Source organism: Cronbergia sp. UHCC 0137 (assembly GCF_034932285.1).
GTDB lineage: Bacteria > Cyanobacteriota > Cyanobacteriia > Cyanobacteriales > Nostocaceae > Cronbergia.
Genome location: NZ_JAYGHC010000008.1, coordinates 12,324 through 32,253, shown reverse-complemented (window position 1 = coordinate 32,253; position 19,930 = coordinate 12,324). Strand labels below are relative to the sequence as shown.

12 protein-coding genes are annotated in these 19,930 nt (G+C 39.8%); 8 read left to right on the top strand and 4 right to left on the bottom strand.

Features of this window, described 5'->3' with window-relative positions:
• Window positions 1-301 precede the first annotated feature (301 nt).
• The 7 genes from VB711_RS05585 to VB711_RS05555 all read left to right on the top strand — a co-directional run bounded on the left by VB711_RS05585 (window position 302) and on the right by VB711_RS05555 (window position 16,703).
• Window positions 302-5,638: a polyketide synthase gene (locus tag VB711_RS05585; protein ID WP_323284771.1), complete on the top strand. Its 5,337-nt coding sequence runs from the start codon at window positions 302-304 to the stop codon at window positions 5,636-5,638.
• A 101-nt stretch (window positions 5,639-5,739) separates the two neighbouring features.
• Window positions 5,740-7,467: an SDR family NAD(P)-dependent oxidoreductase gene (locus tag VB711_RS05580; RefSeq protein ID WP_323284770.1), complete on the top strand. Its 1,728-nt coding sequence runs from the start codon at window positions 5,740-5,742 to the stop codon at window positions 7,465-7,467.
• Between the two features lie 105 nt (window positions 7,468-7,572).
• Complete coding sequence (locus tag VB711_RS05575) at window positions 7,573-8,928, top strand: polyketide synthase (RefSeq protein WP_323284769.1); 1,356 nt, start codon at window positions 7,573-7,575, stop codon at window positions 8,926-8,928.
• A gap of 4 nt (window positions 8,929-8,932) precedes the next feature.
• Window positions 8,933-12,214, top strand: coding sequence for a type I polyketide synthase (locus VB711_RS05570; protein WP_323284768.1), 3,282 nt, complete (start codon window positions 8,933-8,935; stop codon window positions 12,212-12,214).
• A 221-nt stretch (window positions 12,215-12,435) separates the two neighbouring features.
• Window positions 12,436-14,088, top strand: a complete 1,653-nt coding sequence (locus VB711_RS05565) for a PfaD family polyunsaturated fatty acid/polyketide biosynthesis protein (protein ID WP_323284767.1) — start codon at window positions 12,436-12,438, stop codon at window positions 14,086-14,088.
• Between the two features lie 92 nt (window positions 14,089-14,180).
• Complete coding sequence (locus VB711_RS05560) at window positions 14,181-15,674, top strand: thioester reductase domain-containing protein (RefSeq protein WP_323284765.1); 1,494 nt, start codon at window positions 14,181-14,183, stop codon at window positions 15,672-15,674.
• 225 nt (window positions 15,675-15,899) lie between these two features.
• Window positions 15,900-16,703, top strand: coding sequence for an SDR family oxidoreductase (locus VB711_RS05555; RefSeq protein ID WP_323284764.1), 804 nt, complete (start codon window positions 15,900-15,902; stop codon window positions 16,701-16,703).
• Window positions 16,704-16,736: 33 nt separating this feature from the next.
• On the opposite strand, the gene VB711_RS05550 is transcribed toward VB711_RS05555, so the two are convergent.
• From VB711_RS05550 to VB711_RS05535, 4 genes are all read right to left on the bottom strand, one after another.
• The gene (locus tag VB711_RS05550) at window positions 16,737-17,030 is read right to left on the bottom strand and encodes a hypothetical protein (protein ID WP_323284762.1); all 294 of its coding nucleotides are present in this window, start codon (window positions 17,028-17,030) and stop codon (window positions 16,737-16,739) included.
• Window positions 17,031-17,057: 27 nt separating this feature from the next.
• Window positions 17,058-17,159 carry a DUF29 family protein gene (locus VB711_RS05545; RefSeq protein WP_323284761.1) on the bottom strand — a complete coding sequence of 34 codons (102 nt, stop codon included), beginning with the start codon at window positions 17,157-17,159 and terminating at the stop codon, window positions 17,058-17,060.
• 19 nt (window positions 17,160-17,178) lie between these two features.
• Entirely contained in the window at window positions 17,179-17,880 is a 702-nt protein-coding gene (gene hetI, locus VB711_RS05540; RefSeq protein WP_323284760.1) for a 4'-phosphopantetheinyl transferase HetI, read from the bottom strand.
• 98 nt (window positions 17,881-17,978) lie between these two features.
• A complete protein-coding gene (locus VB711_RS05535) occupies window positions 17,979-19,019 on the bottom strand; it encodes a YheT family hydrolase (RefSeq protein WP_323284759.1) in 1,041 nt (346 codons plus the stop codon).
• Between the two features lie 143 nt (window positions 19,020-19,162).
• Here VB711_RS05535 and VB711_RS05530 point away from each other — a divergent pair, with 143 nt between their 5' ends.
• Complete coding sequence (locus VB711_RS05530) at window positions 19,163-19,906, top strand: response regulator transcription factor (protein WP_323284758.1); 744 nt, start codon at window positions 19,163-19,165, stop codon at window positions 19,904-19,906.
• Window positions 19,907-19,930: the final 24 nt, after the last annotated feature.

Below are 19,930 nucleotides of genomic sequence, written 5' to 3'. Positions count from 1 at the left end.
TTCATCTAACTAACAACTTACGCTACTAATAGTTCTAAATCTCCTAACAACTTCAATAATGCCAATTATTTAATCTTCAAAAATGGCAATATGTGTTGCAATACAGTCCAATTAATACAGAACTTACAGAAAATATCTCTCAACCCCTCATTTCTCTGTGAACTCTGTGCCTCTGCGGTTGGTTTTAACTGAACTGTATTGATATGTGTTGATTTAAATCAAAGCATTTACCTTTCCAGAAATTTGAATTATGTAGCGATATTAGCTGGATTATTCACAGTACAAAATTAGTCTATGTCCTATGCCTCTTTATTCAATTAATAATGCCTTGACGGAGTTAGAAGCTCAGATTACCAGTTGTGAAAAGGATTTGATTAAGTTTATTGAGGAAAAGAAAATGAAGCCACAAACATCTGTATCCACAAGCAAAATTAACAGACAATTACAACAAAATCCTATTGCGATAGTTGGTATGGCTTCTCTGCTTCCTCAAGCGAGAAATTTACGGGAATATTGGCAGAATATCGTTAATAAAATTGATTGTATTACTGATGTTCCTGAAAGCCATTGGAGTATTCAAGATTATTATGATCCTAACCCCAGAACACCAGAAGATAAAACTTATTGTAAACGTGGTGGGTTTATTCCTGAAGTTGATTTTAATCCGATGGAATTTGGTATTCCTCCCAGCATTTTAGAAGTAACTGATGTATCGCAACTATTAAGTTTAGTCGTTGCAAAAGAAGCAATGGAAGATGCTGGTTATGGTGAAAGCCGGGAATTTAGTCGGGAAAATGTAGGGGTGATTTTAGGTGTAGCACAGGCTAAACAGTTAGGAATACCATTATCTGCCAGGTTAGAATATCCTGTTTGGGAAAAAGTTCTTAAAAGCAGTGGTTTATCTGACGAAGATACACAAAAGATTGTTGAAAAAATCAAAAGTGCCTATATTAAATGGGATGAAAATGCATTCCCTGGAATGTTGGCTAATGTTGTCGCGGGAAGAATTGCTAACCGTCTCAACTTTGGCGGAACAAATTGTGTAGTTGACGCGGCTTGTGCTAGTTCCTTCGGTGCTTTAAAAATGGCCATTAGTGAGTTAGTTGAACATCGTAGCGATATGATGTTGACTGGTGGTGTGGATACCGATAACAGCATTATGGCTTACATTTCTTTTAGCAAAACTCCGGCTGTTACTCCTAGTGAAACTGTCAAACCTTTTGATGCTAAATCAGATGGGATGATGTTAGGTGAAGGTATTGGGATGATTCTCATCAAACGGCTAGAAGATGCAGAAAGAGATGGTGATAAAATCTATGCCGTAATTAAGGGTATTGGTACTTCTAGTGATGGACGCTACAAGAGTATTTATGCACCTCGAAAAGAAGGACAACTGAAAGCTTTAGAACGTGCTTATGATGATGCTGGATTTTCTCCTGCTACGGTGGGTTTAATGGAAGCACATGGTACGGGGACAATGGCTGGAGATCCTACAGAATTCGGCTCTTTGAGAGATTTCTTTGATGTCCATGACACCAAAAAACAACACATTGCTTTAGGTAGTGTTAAATCTCAAATTGGACATACTAAAGCAGCCGCAGGTGCAGCTAGTTTAATTAAAACTGCTCTGGCTTTACACCATAAGGTTTTACCCCCAACTATCAATATTACTGAGCCAAATCCTAAGTTAAATATTGAAAATTCCTCCTTTTATCTCAATACTCAAACTAGACCTTGGATTAAAGCCGAAGGTGAAGCACCAAGACGTGCTGGTGTGAGTTCTTTCGGTTTTGGTGGAACTAATTATCACGTTGTTTTGGAAGAATACGAAGCGGAACAAAAACGCCCCTATCGTTTACATAATTCCACGAGTGAAGTGCTGTTATTTGGTGCTAATCACCAAGAATTGGTCACGAAGTTAGAGGAAACTTTAGCTAATTTGCAAGGTGAGGAAGGAAAAAGATTCTACTCTCAATTAATTCTAGATTGTCAATCTTTAACCATTCCTCAATCTGCGGCGAGAATTGGGTTTGTAGCTGAGAATTTGCTAGAGGCTTGTAAGTTATTGCGAGTTGGGATTGATTTATTAAAAAATAAACAATCTGCTATTGCTTGGGAACATCCTCAAGGTGTTTATTACCGTTCTTCGGGGATAGATTTGGGTGGAAAAGTTGTCGCACTTTTCTCTGGACAAGGTTCTCAATACCTGGAAATGGGTAGAGAAGCGGTAATGAATTTTCCAGAATTGCGACGGCTTTATGGACAGATGGATAGTCTGTTAATTAAGGATAATTTACGACCAATTTCTAATATTGTTTTCCCTCATCCAGCATTTGAAGAAGAGGAGAAAAACGCTCAAATTAAAACTTTGCAAAGAACCGAATTTGCACAACCGGCAATAGGGGTGTTCAGTGCAGGTTTGTATTCTATTCTCCAACAAGCTGGGTTTAAGTCAGATTTTGCCGTCGGACATAGTTTTGGCGAATTGACGGCTTTATGGGCGGCTGGAGTGTTGAATGAGGAGGATTATTTGTTCTTAGTGAAAGCTAGAGGACAGGCGATGGCTGCACCGAAAGACCCAGATCATGATGCTGGTAGTATGTTGGCGGTGAAGGAAGAGATGTCCAAGGTGGAAGCGGTGTTGAGACACTTTCCCCAGGTAGCGATCGCTAACTATAATTCTCCTAATCAGGTAGTGTTGGCTGGTCCCACTGTCCAAATTAACAAAATCCATCAATCTTTCCAAGATTTGGGTTACAGTGCGGTACCGTTACCGGTTTCTGCTGCGTTCCACACTCCTTTAATTGCTTTCGCGCAAAAGTCCTTTGCTATTGCTACCAAGTCGGTAACTTTCAACTCTCCCAAAATTCCAGTTTTTAGTAACGTTACTGGTAAGCATTATCCTCACGAAGCCTCTGCTATGCAAAAAGTATTAGAAAGTCATCTTTCTAGTTCCGTGTTGTTTAAGCAAGAGATTGAAAATATCTATGCTGCTGGTGGTTACTGCTTTGTAGAATTTGGACCAAAACGGATTTTATCTAACTTGGTGAAAGAGATTTTGGGCGAGCGTCCTCATCTTACCGTATCTTTGAATCCTAGCACACAAAAAAATAGCGATCGCTCTCTCAAAGAAGCAGCAGTGCAATTACGTGTTATAGGAATGGATCTTAATCATCTTGATCCTTATCAATTACCTGCGGTTTTACCACCTATTGAAACTAAAAAGACTCTTAGCGTTAAGTTAAAAGGAGTTAATTATGTTTCCGAAAAAACCAAAAATGGCTTTATTGAAGCTTTGCAAGATGGACATCAAGTATCAGCAATAGGATTGCATCAAGATTCAACACTTCAAGAACAAATTACAATCCTTCAAGAACAAAATACAATCTTGCAAGAACAAAACAAAGTCCTTCAAGAATCTCATGCAATCAATAGTAACGGACATAAAAAAGCAACGGAAATTACTACAACACAAGCATCGGAAATGATTTCTGCAACTCTTTTGGATCCATCAGTCTCAGAATTATTTGCAGGGAAGATGGAAACATCAAATCAACTTGTGAACTTCCAACAGGTTTTAGAAAGTTTAGAACAACTTCTAAGCCAATTTCAAAATAACCAAAGTGATAATTTAGAAGTTCACGCACAATATCTCAATCATCAAATAGAGTACGCTAAAACATTCTATCAACTAATGCAACAGCAAAACACCTTATTTACTAATAAATCTCCTGAAGAATCCGCCCAACTAAAACAAGTTGTGATGGAAAGTGTAGAACGTAGTATGATGCAATTTCACGCCCAACAAAGTGAAACTTTACGCATTCATGAACAATATTTACGCGAGCAGATAGAACACACCAAACACATCTTAGAACTAATACAACAAGAATATTCTTTGTTGATTACAGGTGAAGATACAGTTTCATCCATAGTTCCACCTCAATTTACAGAAGCACCAACTACAATTTTACGGGAATTAAGCACAGAAGTAGTTGTTACTCCCACGGTTAAAATTGTTGAAACTCAATCTGAATCTGTAATTGAGCAAGTTGTAAAAATTCCTGAACCTGTAATTGAGCAAGTTGTAAAAGTTCCCGAACCTGTAATTGAGCAAGTTGTAAAAGTTCCCGAACCTGTAATTGAGCAAGTTGTAAAAGTTCCCGAACCCGTAATTCAGCAAGTTGTAAAAACTCCAGAACCTGTAATTGAAACACCAATTCCTGTACCCCAAACCGTCGAAGCAAAAACCGAACTTAACTTAGCTGATTTAGGTCAAAATCTCTTAGCTATCACCAGCGAAAAAACTGGTTATCCTATCGAAATGTTAGAATTTGATATGGATATGGAAGCTGATTTAGGAATTGACTCAATTAAACGGGTAGAAATTCTGGGAGGATTGCAAGAATTGTACCCCAATTTACCAAAACCTAACTTAGAAGAACTTTCAGAAAAACGCACCATTGGTCAAGTTGTCGAATATCTGCAATCACATACAGCGAGAAATCTTTCCGTAGAAATTGCGATAAACGAAGTACAACAAGCCGCTCAAATGCAAATTGTAGCGCCGAAAGTTGAAGAAGTAATCACATTTACTCCCGAACCAGAAGCTAGTAACGAGTACGCAGACTTAGGACAAACCCTGTTAAACATCACCAGCGAAAAAACAGGTTATCCCGTCGAAATGCTGGAACTAGATATGGACATGGAAGCCGATTTAGGGATTGACTCCATTAAACGAGTAGAAATACTGGGTGCGATGCAAGAAACATATCCCAACTTACCGAAACCCAACATAGAGGAACTAGGTGATCTTCGTACCATTGGCCAAATAGTTGATTATCTCCAGAAGCTGGCTGGGGGTGAAAAAAAAAAGTCTCAGTCTGAGCGGGAGAATGTAGTTGATTTAACTCCCCCTCCTATAGTAGATCCCAATCTTCCCCGTCGTCCAGTTAAGCTCAAAATCCTACCCAGACCTGATTTTTGGGAAACAAAACTACCGGAAGGACACATTGGTTTAATTACCGATGATGGTTCATTGATTACCAGCAAACTAGCTCACGGACTAATTGAACAAGGCTGGAAAGTAGTGGTTTTGAGCTTTCCTCAAACGGTGATTCCTGAGCAATTACCCTTACCCGCAGGTGTTACCCGTGTCACCCTAGCCAACATGAGCGAAGAACACTTACAACAACAACTAGAAGCAATTAGTACACACTGCGGGAAGATTGGGACATTTATTCATTTACACCCACAACTTGGAGAAAACAGAGAAACAGAAAAAGCGATTACTAAATACATCTTCTTACTAGCAAAACACCTCAAAATATCTTTGAATAACGCTGCTAATTTAGAAGGAAAAGTAAGTTTCTGCACAGTAGTACATCTTGATGGTGCATTTGGATTAGGACACAAAGAAAACATCTCAGTTATTGGCGCTGGATTATTCGGTTTAACTAAGAGTTTAAGATGGGAATGGCCGAAGGTATTCACTAGAGCAATCGACCTAAATCCAAACTTAGAACCTGATCAATCAGCAGAATATATTGTTGCAGAATTGCACGATTCTAACAGATATATTGGGGAAGTTGGCTATAGTTCCCAAGGACGAGTCACACTTATAGCTCAAGCAGAATAACCTTTTTTCTTTGCGCCTTTGCGTGAGATATAGGAATTTAATTCACGCAGAGACGCAGAGACGCAGAGAGTAATAAGTTTAAATTTTTTAAGTGAGGATTTATGACAGCAACCGTTCAAATTAATCCATCATCTGTCTTTGTTGTCAGTGGTGGAGCTAAGGGAATCACTGCTCAATGTACAATAAAATTGGCTCAACAACAACCTTGTAAATTTATTCTATTAGGTCGCTCTGAATTAATAGCAGAACCAGAATTTGCTCGTGATTGTTTGGAAGATGCAGCATTGAAAAAACGCATTATGGAAAACTTAATTTCTCAGGGTGAAAAACCTACACCCATGATGGTACAAAAGATATTTAATCAAATTACCTCCAGCCGAGAAATTAAAAACACCCTAGCAGCAATTGAAGCCACAGGAGCAAAAGCAGAATATATCAGTGTCGATGTTACAGACACAGTAAAATTAAAAGAAAAACTCAACAACGTCATTCAAAAAACAGGTGCAGTTACCGGAATTATTCACGGTGCGGGTAACTTAGCTGATAAATTAATTGAAAAGAAAACAGAACAGGATTTTGAGAAAGTTTACACCGCTAAAGTACAGGGATTAGAAAACCTATTATCCTGCATTAAACCGGAACAATTGGAACATCTAGTATTGTTCTCTTCTGTAACAGGATTTTATGGTAACATAGGACAGACCGATTATGCGATCGCTAACGAAATTCTTAACAAATCAGCCCACCTAATTAAACAACAACATCCTCAATGTCATGTAGTGGCAATTAACTGGGGTGGTTGGGATAGCGGCATGATGACAACAGAATTAAAAAAGGCATTTGTAGAAAGAGGAATTGGCATAATTCCTGTAGAAATTGGCGCACAAATGTTAGTTAATGAACTACATCCAGCCTATAAAAATGATACTCAAGTGGTAATTGGTAGCCCCATGAAACCACCAGCTAGTTCTTTAGGTACAGAACTCCGCAGCTATCGGATTCGTCGCCGGATGACATTAGTAGAAAACCCCTTTCTGCACGATCATACCATTGCTGGGACACCAGTATTACCAGCCACCTGTGCTAAATCATGGATGGTTAACGGCTGTGAAGAAATTTATCCAGGGTATAGATATCTAAGTTGTAAAGAATTTAAAGTATTAAAGGGAATAACCTTTAACGAAACCCTAGCCCAAGAACATATACTCGAACTCCAAGAAGTTGCTAAAAGTGATGGAGACTTCGTTGAATTTCAAACCAAAATCTTGAGTAAAAACGCCCAAGGAAAAACTCATTATCATTTCAGTTCCTTAATTAGACTGGTACGACAAATGCCAGAAGCACCCATTTACCAAGAAATGGATCTCACAGAAGATCACCTCATCACAAAAACAGGTAAAGAATTTTATCAAAACGGTGGATTAAGCCTATTTCATGGAGTATCATTCCAAGGGTTCACCAAAGTTTTAAATGCAACCCCAGAAAAACTCACAGCCGAATGTTGCTGGCAAGAAATATCAGCCCAACAACAAGGACAATTCCCAGTAAAATGGCACAATCCCTACATAATTGATCTTAGCACCCAAACCCTATGGTTATGGCTAAACCACTTCCATCAAGAAGTATGCTTACCAGGACAACTAACATTTTCCGAACAATATTTAGCCGTACCATTCAACATCCCATTTTACGTTTCCTGCGAAATCAAAAATAAAACCGACACAGGTGCAACTGCCAACTTCATCATTCACAACCGCCAAGGACAAATCTACTCCCGAATCACCGCCGCAAAAGCAGTAATTTGGCCAATGAAAGCAATAAACAACTAACTCTTCTCTCTCTCTGCGCCTCTGCGTCTCTGCGTGCAAAAAAACTCGATTGGGGGAACAGCGTAAATCCTAACCAAAGCTCATGCCCCAACGAGGATTTCAAAAGTGGAAAAAATAGCCATAATCGGGATATCCTGCCTCTTTCCCGATGCCAAAAACCCCGAAGAATTTTGGCAGAATCTCAGCGAACAAAAAGACTCAACCTCTGCAATTAACAGTACCGACTTAGGAGTAGAACCCTCCATATTTTACGATTCCCAAAAAGGGAAACCGGAAAAAATCTACTTTTTAAAAGGTGGATTTATCCGCGACTTCAAATTTGAGGCTAGTGAATACAACCTACCAGCAGAATTTCTAGAAAACCTAGATAACACCTTTAAATGGTCACTTTATGCAGCCAAACAAGCAATCATTAATAGTGGCTATTTAGGAAATCAAACAGCCCTTGCCAAATGTGGTGTAATACTAGGAAACCTAGCCTTCCCCACCAAATTCTCCAATCAAATCTTTGCCCCAATTTATCAACAAACAATTGAACCAGCAATTGGCGAACTTTTAGAAAATCAAAACTTCCGTTTAGCTGGTGCAAAAAACGAAATCAAAGCATCACCCTACAATGCGATGATTTCCGGTTTACCTGCTGCCATTATTGCCAAAGCCTTCGCACTTTCTGGGATTCATTCCTGTATAGATGCTGCTTGCTCCTCCTCATTTTACGCCATAAAAATGGCATCCCATTATCTTTGGTCAGGTAAAGCCGATTTAATGTTAGCTGGGGCAATTAGTTGTGCCGATCCTTTATTTGTAAGAATGCTATTTTCTGGTATTCAAGGGTATCCAGAAAACGGAATTAGTCGCCCTTTAGATAAATTATCTAGAGGACTAATTACCTCCGAAGGTATTGGCATGGTAATGCTGAAACGCCACAGTGATGCGGTTAGAGATGGGGATAAAATATTAGCAACTATCTGTGGTAATGGCTTATCTAATGATGGTAAAGGTAAACATTTCCTCAGTCCCAACGCTCAAGGACAAACCACCGCATACCAAAGGGCTTATGAAGAAGCTCAAATTTCCCCCCAAACAATCAATTATTTAGAGTGTCACGCTACAGGCACACTCTTAGGAGATACCACCGAATGTAACTCAATTGAAGGCTTTTTTGGTCAACACCAACCAACGCCTTTAGTGGGTTCAACCAAATCAAATGTTGGCCATTTACTTGTTGCTGCTGGCATGGTGGGAATAACAAAGACAGTTTTAAGTATGTCTCATGGCGTTATTCCTCCAACTATTAATGTAACTGATCCTGTGGGTTCAGAAAATCACGTAATTTCTGCCAAAAACATTGTCAGAACACCCACAAATTGGCCTAGCAATACGACAAATAAATACGCAGCTTTAAGTGCTTTTGGTTTTGGTGGAACAAACTCTCATTTAATTTTGGAACAGGGGAAATAAGCAAATGAATTTAGATAAAATGGCGATTGTCGGCATGGATGCCTTTTTTGGTCAATGCGATGATTTAGATGTTTTTGAGCGCAGTATTTACGATGGAAAACAGCATTTTATTCCTTTACCTGAGAAAAGATGGCATGGCATAGACGCGCAAGAAAACCTACTGCGAGAGTATGGAATAATTGCCGGTAAAGCACCACAGGGGGCATACATTACGGATTTTGAAATTGATACTTTAGGGTACAAAATCCCCCCCAATGAAGTAGAAAAACTCAACCCCCAACAACTATTACTTTTAAAAGTGTGCGATCGCGCTCTCAAAGATGCGAAAATTAATCCAGGTAGTAACGTCGCCGTAATCATTGCCTGTGATACCGAACTCTCCGTACACCAACTACAACAACGCTGGAACACATCTTGGCAAATCAAAGACGGTTTAAACGCCGCCGAGATTTCCTTACCCCCAGAAAAAATTTCCCACTTAGAAACCATTGTTAAAGATAGTGTTCACCATCAAGTAGACATTGGTGAATACCTCAGCTACGTTGCCAACATCATGGCCAGTCGAGTGTCTTCTCTGTGGAACTTCTCAGGCCCCGCATTTACCCTCAGTGCAGTAGAAACAGCCAGTTTCAAAGCTGTAGAATTAGCCCAAATGCTCCTCGCTACCAAAGAAGTAGACGCAGTTGTGGTTGGTGCGGTTGATTTAGCTGGTGGTATAGAAAACGTCTTACTTCGTAATCAATGGGGTAAAATCAACACAGGAATCAACACCCTCAGTTTTGACGAAAAAGCCGACGGTTGGATAGTTGGGGAAGGTGCAGGGGCAGTAGTCCTCAAACGCCATGATACCGCAGTGGAAAGTCAGCAACGTATTTACGCGGTAATTGATGGTATCAGCATTGGTCAATCATCTTCCATGGCCGTAGATGTAGCCACCATTACCGAAGTCTGCAATCAAGCCTTCCAACAAGCAGGTATTCAACCCCAAGAAGTCAACTATTTAGAAGTCTGCGCTAGTGGTATTCCCCAACAAGACGAAGCAGAAATTAACGGTATCCTCCAAGCTTATCCCCCAGTCGGTGATGGTTTACACTGTGCCATCGGCAGCGTTAAAGCCAACATTGGACATACTTACGTCGCGTCAGGAATTGCCAGCTTAATAAAAACAGCCTTGGCAATGTATCACAAATACATTCCTGCCACCCCCAATTGGTCTAGCGTCAAAAATCCCCAAACTTGGTCGGGAAGCCCCTTCTACGTCTCCACAGAATCAAGACCGTGGTTTTCTCCCAAAGAAGGCAGATGCAGAATTTCCGCCATTAATAGTATTGGTTGTGACGGCTCCTTTGCCCATGTCATCTTATCAGAAGAAAGCAATCAACCAGAACCGAGTAGCCGCTATTTGCAAGACAGACCATTTTATCTGTTTCCCCTTGCTGCTAATGAACATTCAACCCTATTCGAGTCCCTGGATAAACTCCAACAGACCATCGAAAATGCCGACATACTTAAAAATTCTGCTACACAGACCTTTGAGAAATTTCAACAACAACCAGAAGCCAAATATGCCTTAGCGATTACTGGAAGGAACAAAAAAGAACTACTCAAAGAAATTGACTCTGCACGCAAAGGAGTGAATTTAGCCATTGAAAAAGGTACAGATTGGCAAACTCCCATCGGTAGTTATTTTACACCAAAACCACTAGGAAAAGAAGGAGCGATCGCTTACATATATCCCGCAGCAGTCAACTCCTATGTTGGTATCGGTCGTAACCTCTTCCGACTTTTCCCCAAAGCCTTCGACGACGTAATCATCAAAAGTCTTTACAAACGTGCTGCTGACGTTGAACTTCTCGTATTCCCCAGAAACTTGAGCAAATTTTCCACCAGACAACTAGAAACCTTAGAAAAGAAATTGTTTGATGATTCCCTAGCAATGTTTGAAGCAGAAGTGCTTTTTACCAGACTCATTAGTACAATCATCACCAACGACTTTCAAGTTAAACCCAAATACATCTTTGGCTATAGCTTAGGTGAAACAAGTATGATGGTTGCTCAAGGAGTATGGAGTGATTTTTATCAAGTAAGCAACACCTTCAACTCTTCAGCTTTATTTGGTGACAGATTATCCGGGCCAAAAAATGCCGTGCGTGAGTATTGGGGACTACCGAAAACCTCCCCAACTTCAGACAATAATTTCTGGAGTAATTACGTTCTCATGGCCAGTCCCGAACAAGTCAGAGAATGTTTAAAAACAGAAAATCGCGTTTACCTCACCCAAATAAATACCCCAGAAGAAGTATTAATTGCCGGTGAACCAGCAGCTTGTGAACGAATCATTAAAAAACTTGGTTGTAACGCCTTTCCTGCTCCTTTCGATCATGTGATTCATTGTCAAGCAATGCAATCAGAAGCACCAGAGTTAGAAAAACTTTACACCATACCAGCACAACAAATCCCCGACATTACATTTTATTCAGCAGCCGAATATGAACCAACCACACTAGATAGCCAACAAATTGCTCATAATATTGCCAAAGGATTAACTCAACAATTAGACTTTCCACGCTTAGTTAATCGTGTTTATGCAGACGGAACAAAAATCTTCATAGAAGCTGGTGCTGGTAGCGTTTGTTCTCGCTGGATTGATAAAATTCTCGGCAACCAAGAACACATCACAGTATCCCTAAATCGTCGCGGCATAGACGACCATACATCCCTTGTTAAAGGACTAGCCAAACTACTCAGTCATCGAGTCAAACTAGACCTATCTCCACTTTACAATTTATCCTCAGAAAACGCCCAATTAAACAAAGCCGCCCTGAGAAAAATAACTCTAGGTAGTGAGTCCATAACCGCCACTATTTTGAGTGAAGAAAACCGGAAAATCTTTGCAGAACACACTTCCCAAAAACCGGAACAAACCATCAACAAAAATCAAGAGTATAAAATTATCAACACCCTCCAGTATAACCAAATTCCCCCCCAAGAAATTTATCCAACAATACCCCCAAAAACGATCATTGAACACCTTTCCCAACCCAGAGAACAACTACAATTTTCTGAGTTAACTAACACTCAAACCCCAACCATTCAAAAATCTGGAAACAGAATTAGCATGAATGATTTAAAAATTGCCCAATATCAAAAACTGAGTGCCAACAACTCACAATTGACCAAAACCCACACCAATTTCTTACAAGCCAGACAACAATTCAGCCAACAAATGAGCGAAATCATCCAGCTACAACTAACCTGCGCTCAAAACCTCCTCAACGAAAACTAAAAGAAAATTGTAGGTACATTTACTAATTGTCCCCCTCCTCGCTTGCGGGGAGGGGCTAGGGGTGGGGTCAAACGATTGTGGGATAACGGTTTACTCACAAATATAGTCCAATGAGCAAATCAGAGGACTATATTTATCAACCACTTCTGGTTTGCAGTTTCCAGGGCTACCAAAGGAATCATATTTGTTGAATTTAACTTTTTACTAAAGGAATAACTGCCGTGAAAACCGTAGATACGGTACTAAATAAACCTAATAACGGTCTAAAACTTTCCACCTGGTCAAACAATCAAAACCAAGTATGGAAAGGTTCATTAGATTGTGTGGCATTTGAACAAAAAGAGATCAAAAATAAACTTTTATCATTAGATAAACCCTGCCATATAATTAGAATATCCGGGCAAATTGGCGTTACCAACGACGGTTACTTAGCCCCAGCCGATAACAGCACAACAGAACTGTTAATCACAGCCCCACCTGTCCATTTGCAACAATTGGGAGACACCAACTTTCTCACCACCTATGGTGTAAAATACGCCTACATGACCGGCGCAATGGCTGGAGCAATAGCTTCCGAAGAAATGGTAATTGCGCTAGGAAAAGAGAAGATTTTAAGCTCCTTTGGTGCAGGTGGGTTAACACCAGAACGCTTAGAAATAGCCATTAACCGTATTCAACAAGCCCTACCTCAAGGACCCTACGCCTTTAATTTAATTCACAGCCCTAACGATCTTGCCATTGAAAGGCGTGCAGTAGACTTATACCTCAAATATGAAGTAAAAGCCGTAGAAGCCTCAGCATTTTTAGACCTAACCCCCAACATCGTTTATTATCGTGTAGCAGGGCTAAGTTTAAATTCAGCCAATCAAATCGAAATCAAAAATAAAGTCATTGCCAAAATTTCTCGTCGTGAAGTTGCGACCAAATTCTTACAACCTGCACCCGCAAGAATCCTCCAAGAATTACTTCAACAAGGACTAATTACAGAACTACAAGCAAATTTAGCCAGCCAAGTTCCCATGGCTGATGATATTACCGTCGAAGCCGATTCTGGGGGACATACAGATAATCGTCCTCTAGTATGTTTGTTACCTTCAATTATTACTTTACGCGACGAAATTCAAACACAATATAATTATCAAACACCCATTAGAATCGGAGTAGCTGGAGGAATTGCCACACCAGAATCAGCCCTAGCTAGTTTTATGATGGGTGCTGCTTACATAATGACTGGTTCAATCAATCAATCTTGCGTAGAATCTGGAGCTTGTGAACATACCAAAAAACTCCTAGCTCAAGCAGAAATGGCAGATATGATCATGGCTCCAGCCGCCGATATGTTTGAAATGGGAGTCAAATTACAAGTTCTCAAACGCGGGACAATGTTCCCCATGCGGGCGCAAAAACTATACGAATTGTATCGCACTTATGACTCCATTGAAAGCATTCCCCTAGCAGAAAGAGAGAAATTAGAAAAACAAGTTTTCCGCAAAACCATTGCCGAAGTTTGGGAAGGAACAGCCGCCTATTTATCCCAAAAGAATCCTGAAAAATTGGGCAAAGCGGTTAACAATCCTAAACTGAAAATGGCCTTGATTTTCCGTTGGTATTTAGGATTATCTTCACGCTGGTCTACTTCCGGTGAAAAAGGTCGAGAAGTTGATTATCAAATTTGGTGCGGACCCGCAATGGGGAGCTTTAACGACTGGGTACGCGGTTCTTACCTAGCTGAACCAAATAATCGTCATGTCGTCGATGTCGCCAACCAAATTATGCAGGGTACAGCCTATTTATACCGGATTCAAAGTTTAAAAATTCAGGGTTTGCAAATGGCTAATGTTTATAGTCAATATCAACCGATTCGCTGTAACTAATCATGATTGTAGGTTGGGTAGAGCGCAAGCGAAACCCAACAAATATCCAGCCAAATAAAACTACCACCTTCCCTAAATTGGAGATGTAAAAAATGAATTTAAAACAGTCTTTTTCTGCCGAAGATATTCAAGCCTTCCTAGTTTCAAACCTAGCTGAAGTGATCAATACCACACCAGAAGAAATTGACGTAGAAGAAAACTTAGAAAATTATGGTTTAGACTCTGCTCAAGCCATGATTATTATTAGTAAATTAGAGCATTTACTAGGATTTAAACCCGCTCCCGTCTTGCTATGGCATTACCCAACCATTGCCTCACTTTCTGCCCGGTTAGCTGAAGAATCACCATCAGAATCACAAAATACAACAGTTTTTGCTCCTCCTTTCTTAGACTTAGCGGCTGAAGTTGTACTTGACCCAACTATCCAACTGGGTGATGTATCTGGAGTTTCCGTCAATGACCCCAAAAACATCTTTTTAACTGGAGGTACAGGTTATTTAGGAGCTTTTATTATCAAAGGACTCCTAGAAGAAACCAAAGCTAATATCTATTGCTTAGTGCGTGCTAATGATTTAGTAGAAGCCAAGAGCAAATTAGAAAAAAATCTCGAACAATATGCACTTTGGGATGATCAATATAGTTCCCGACTTATCCCCATTGTCGGTGATTTAGCTCAACCACTTTTAGGAATTGGTGCAGAACAATTTCAAAACTTAGCTACCAACATTGATGTCATCTATCACAGTGCTGCTTTACTGAATTATGTTTATCCTTATTCAGCATTAAAAGCAGCCAACGTATTAGGAACTCAAGAAGTTTTGCGTTTAGCTTGTCAAACCAAAGTTAAACCTGTACATTACGTTTCTAGCGTTGCTGTTTTTGAATCAACTGCCTATGCTGGACAGGTAGTTACAGAACAACAAGATTTTAATGATTGGCAAGGTATTTTCTTAGGCTATTCTCAAACCAAATGGGTAGCAGAAAAGTTAGTTAAACTCGCTTCCAGTCGGGGATTACCTGTAACCATTTACAGACCACCATTAATTTCTGGAGATAGCCAAACAGGTATTTGTAACACCCATGATTTCATCAATTTAATGATTAAAGGCTGTTTACAAATGGGAGCTTTCCCTGATGTAGATTATATGTTGGATATGTCTCCTGTAGATTATGTCAGCAAAGCAGTTGTGTATCTATCACGGCAAGAAACATCTATTGGTAAAGCTTTCCATTTACAACATCCCCAACCTGCTTCTTTAAAATCTTTAGTTGAATGGGTACGCTCCTTTGGGTTCTCTTTAAAAATGATTCCCTATGAAGAATGGCAAGCAGAGTTAATTAATAATGTGACATCACAAGATAATCCATTATATACTTTGCGTCCATTTTTATTAGAGCGTTGGTCTGATGAACAAATCACAATTCCTGATTTGTATTTGCAAGCCAGAAGACCCATTATTAGTTGTGAAGAAACCTTAGATGCCCTCGCTGGTAGTTCCATTGTTTGTCCACCAATTGATTCCCAATTATTGATGACTTACACTTCTTATTTGATTCAGACTGGTTTCTTGACTCTTACCCAATAGTTTGATTTAATAAATATAATTTAGGGGGACAGTCGTCTGTAGGGTGCGTCAGACAGAATAACTTAGGCTAAAATAACTAATTGTAAGTTTCTGACGCACCTTACCTGATCTAACTAGCAACTTACGTCCAACAGTTTGATTCAATATAATTTAGGGGGAGAGTATTATTGTCTCCCTATAAATTTTCAGCACTTTTAATTTGGCTAATCTTGCCAACCCTTGAACATGAATATCAAAAATCAGGTGCAATCCAAACAAACTGCTCTTATTACTGGAGCAGCTAGTGGCATTGGTTACGAATTGGCCTGTATTTTTGCTGCTGAAAACTATAATCTTGTGTTGGTAGATAGAAATCAATTAAAACTGGCAGAAATTGAGATCGAGTTTGAAGAAAAATTTGGAATTATCATTCAAACGATTATCAAAGATTTATCCATATCAACATCACCTGAAGAAATTTTTGCAGAAGTACAACAAGCTGAAATAACAATTGATGTACTCGTAAATAATGCCGGATTTGGGACTTATGGCTTATTCAACGAAACCAGTCTGAGTAGTGAACTGGAAATGTTGCAGGTAAATTTGGTTTGTCTCACCCATTTAACCAAATTATTTCTCAAGGAAATGGTAAAACAAGGTAGGGGAAAAATCTTAAATGTTGCTTCTGCGGCAGCTTTTCAACCAGGCCCTTTGATGGCGGTTTATTTTGCAACTAAGGCTTATGTGTTATCATTTTCGGAAGCGATCGCTAACGAATTACAAGGCACAGGTGTAACCGTCACAGTCCTTTGTCCAGGTGCAACGGTATCCGCATTTCATGAAAGAACTGGAACATCAGACTCTAAGCGCGTTAAACGTGAGAAAATGATGGATGCCCAAACCGTAGCCCAGCTTGGTTATCGTGGCTTAATGCAAGGCAAAATCATTATTATTCCTGGTTTGATAAATAGACTTTTAGCCAAAAGCGTGAAGTTTTTTCCTAGAAGTTTAGTGACGAAATTTGTCAGAAATATGCAGGAAGATAAGTAATTTCAGTTATTATTATAGTAAGGGTGGGCAATTTCAGGATTTTGGTGAAGGTATTGTTCTAGGAACTAAATTGATCAAAGTACGTAAGGCATGATTGACAGATTCAGCATTAGGAAAATACTCCCTAATATCTGGATCAAGTATAATTGAACCTTCTGTTAAATCATAATGCTGGACAATTGTTGTACCATCTTCTTGATGAATTTTAACAGTATGTCCTTGACGATAATCTTGATAGTGCTGACCGCGAACACCACCTATAAAATCGTATTCTGGCAGCATATCTTCATCTATCAGATTCTTAGATTCATGGTTAATGTTGTGCATAAATTTTTTCCTCATTTGGTATACCGTTTATTGGTACAAGCGATCGCACTTTTCCCATTTTTCTTCTTGAAGTAATTTTACTTGTTCTTTTGTCCAAGCATAAAAGTCAGAATTGTAAAGCGTATTCATTAGTTTTCCCTCTTCCTATTTAATACTCCCAACATTGCCAATTTTCAATATTCCCCTGAACCACAACCGCAGATGCAAAATTTTCAGATGGTATCAACTCCCTCAAACACCAATCTCCTGATACCAACAATTTAGCAGGTTCATTGACTTTAAGAAATACCTCAATCTGCTCCAACTCAACCAAACCATCTCCAGTAGCTTTTAAATAAGCCTCTTTACAAGTCCAATAGCGAAAAAATACCTGTTGCTGTTCTTCAAAAGATAGCAATTTAATTAACTCATATTCTTTTGGTAAAAAGAACCGCTTGGCCAGACCTTCTAAATCCGACATCAAACGGATATACTCTAAATCTACACCAATTAATCCTTTATAACTTACGCCCAATAAAGCCAAATCTTGAGAATGAGACAAATTAAAAAACAATCCACTATTAGCTAATAAAGGCTTTCCACGCTTTTGATATATAAACTTTATTTCTGATGCCTCCACACCCAAATAACGCCCTAAAATTGTCCGCAAACTACCACGCCCAACAATAAAACGCCGACGGTGTTCAGGAAAATAAAACCTTTCTGCACGGGCAATTTCATCACTTGATAAGGTATCTCGAAAGAATTGTAATTGGGACTCAGACTGATTTAAATTAATACGCCAGATATGCACATCATCTGATGATAAAACTAAATTTTGGGGTGCAGGTAGCCAAGGATAATAAAACACAATTAACCTAGAAAATTCAAAATTAATAAACCTATACCAATTTTATCTGAAACCGCACATAAAAATCCTTATCTGTGTTTATCAGCGTTTATCCGCGTTCAATTACTCCTAATATCTGAAATCCATTGTAAAATCCGATTCCAAGCCCACCACTCATCAGGATCTTCAGCTTGACGCTGACATTTTTTACTACTCACATAGCCAACATGACCACCGTAGGGAGTAAGTAATAAATCTATCGCCGGATTACTAGCACTAGCCGCCACTAAATCAGGAATAATTGTTGGATCAAATAAAGGGTCATCTGCTGCATAAAGAATGAAAGTTGGTTTAGATAGCTCAGGTAATATATTTAAACCATTACTGGCTTGATAATACGCCTCCACAGAATCAAAACCCAACTTCCCAATCACCAATTCTTGATCAAAACCCCAAATACTATTTGCGCGTTCAATCGCAGCAGAATCAAGATAACCAGGATGAGCATGATATATTTTCCAAGCTAGTTTTTTCAACTCCCCAGCAATGCGCGATTCGACATATCGACCAAAAGGATGTTTAACTAAATAAGTGAGCGATCGCCATGAATCCAAACTCGGACAAATCACCGCCCCCCCAGCCACATCAACATCCCTCAAACCCAAATCCCCAGCCGCTTTCAGCCCCCACAACGCCAACTGTCCCCCCAACGAATACCCCACAAACCAACATCTATTCGGACAACCCATTTCCACAGCGCTCGCTGCAATTCTCACAAAATCCTCCCCCTCATACAACCCATCAGAAGTCAAATTTGGCGATAATTCCGCCGTTTTTCCATGCCCCCGCCAATCAAATAACACCACCGCATATCCTTGAGCGTAAGCTTTCCGTCCCAACAAACGCAAAAACCATTGTTGAGTCAAATCCCCTGTAATCCCATAGGTAGCGACAATTGTGCTGTGAGCATTTTGGGGTATAGCCACCAAACCAAAAATTGGTACATCTTGCCCCCCCTTAAATCTAACTTCGTGATATTCTGGTTCTGGATGTAGGGTACTAAACTCCCAATCCCTTCCTGCCCATAAAGCGGTGTAAGCCGTCATAGCAAAACCATTTCGCAAAAAAACAGGTGGATTGTAGGCAAAATCAATGTTCATAGATAAAATTTGGTGTAAACTAGGCTAAATCTCACAATGACATAATTTTAGATTGCAAATCTTTTCTATCTCAATCAAAAAATATTTGCATATATCAAAGGTTCTTAATTTATCATTAAATAAGTAGTCATAATTTTTTAAGAATGCCAAGGATTCTTGTCATAGATGATGACCCAGCGATTTCAGAACTCGTTGCTGTCAACTTAGAAATGGCTGGCTACGATGTCAGTCAAGCCGAAGACGGTATTAAAGGTCAGGCGCTGGCCCTCCAGCTACAACCAGACTTAATCATGCTCGATCTCATGTTACCCAGAGTAGATGGATTTACAGTTTGCCAACGCTTACGCCGGGATGAACGCACCGCCGAAATTCCCGTATTAATGTTGACCGCTTTAAGCCAAACTCAGGATAAGGTAGAAGGGTTCAATTCTGGTGCTGATGACTACCTGACCAAACCTTTTGAGGTTGAAGAACTGTTAGCCAGAGTCCGGGCATTGTTGCGGCGCACAGACCGCATTCCCCAAGCAGCAAAGCACAGCGAAATTCTCAACTATGGACCTCTAACCCTCGTTCCAGAAAGATTTGAGGCCATTTGGTTTAACGAAACTGTGAAACTTACTCACTTAGAATTTGAGTTACTTCATTGTTTGCTTCAACGTCACGGTCAGACAGTTTCCCCCAGCGAAATCCTCAGAGAAGTTTGGGGCTACGATCCTGATGATGACATTGAAACAATTCGTGTGCATATTCGCCACTTGCGAACCAAACTCGAACCAGACCCCCGACATCCCCGTTATATCAAAACGGTATATGGTGCGGGATATTGTCTAGAGTTACCCAGCGCACCACAATCACTGGAGGAGGTTTCTATCGCTGTGGCTGAGTAAAATATATAGCAGGAGTCTGTAATC

What these genes read in the sequence shown, in the direction of transcription:
- VB711_RS05585 (WP_323284771.1), top strand. Translation starts at nt 302, where the DNA reads ATGCCTCTTTATTCAATTAATAATGCCTTGACGGAGTTAGAAGCTCAG.
- VB711_RS05560 (WP_323284765.1), top strand. Translation starts at nt 14,181, where the DNA reads ATGAATTTAAAACAGTCTTTTTCTGCCGAAGATATTCAAGCCTTCCTA.
- VB711_RS05545 (WP_323284761.1), bottom strand. Translation starts at nt 17,159, where the DNA reads ATGAATACGCTTTACAATTCTGACTTTTATGCTTGGACAAAAGAACAA.
- VB711_RS05580 (WP_323284770.1), top strand. Translation starts at nt 5,740, where the DNA reads ATGACAGCAACCGTTCAAATTAATCCATCATCTGTCTTTGTTGTCAGT.
- VB711_RS05555 (WP_323284764.1), top strand. Translation starts at nt 15,900, where the DNA reads ATGAATATCAAAAATCAGGTGCAATCCAAACAAACTGCTCTTATTACT.
- VB711_RS05530 (WP_323284758.1), top strand. Translation starts at nt 19,163, where the DNA reads ATGCCAAGGATTCTTGTCATAGATGATGACCCAGCGATTTCAGAACTC.
- VB711_RS05570 (WP_323284768.1), top strand. Translation starts at nt 8,933, where the DNA reads ATGAATTTAGATAAAATGGCGATTGTCGGCATGGATGCCTTTTTTGGT.
- VB711_RS05550 (WP_323284762.1), bottom strand. Translation starts at nt 17,030, where the DNA reads ATGCACAACATTAACCATGAATCTAAGAATCTGATAGATGAAGATATG.
- VB711_RS05535 (WP_323284759.1), bottom strand. Translation starts at nt 19,019, where the DNA reads ATGAACATTGATTTTGCCTACAATCCACCTGTTTTTTTGCGAAATGGT.